This window comes from Dellaglioa sp. CoH-57-MRSF-18 (genome assembly GCF_056781995.1).
The window spans coordinates 1-337 of record NZ_JBXAXX010000151.1; the positions used below are offsets into that span (position 1 = coordinate 1).

Consider the following 337-nt stretch of genomic DNA (forward strand, 5'->3'; position numbering starts at 1 on the left):
TTCATAAATCTGGCAAACGTCTCGTCTGACCTAATCAGTGAGGTGGTGTTCAACGCTGGTCAAAGTTTGGTCAACGGAGTGGTGAACACCGTTTCGCAGACCGCTATCAACTCGCTTGGGGGTGCTCTCGATAGCATCCTAGGATAATCACAATGATCGACACAAAAAACTACGTACCTCAGTCGAAGACCACATCGTTCGATGCGTTTCCGGCAGATAAGCAAGAGCGCATGGCTCAGATTCAGGCTGATAAGCTGAAGAGTGTGGCGCATCTGCCGCATCCCGTGGATATCCCCGGAATCACGAGTGCGCGTCCTCCTATGCAGCAGGCTCCAGC

General features: G+C 52.2%; 1 protein-coding gene. It reads left to right on the forward strand.

The window, feature by feature from the left end; translation table 11 throughout:
- Window positions 1–152: 152 nt before the first annotated feature.
- Window positions 153–337 (forward strand): hypothetical protein (locus AC1RPG_RS08515; protein ID WP_481762554.1); only part of this gene is annotated, 185 nt, incomplete at its 3' end.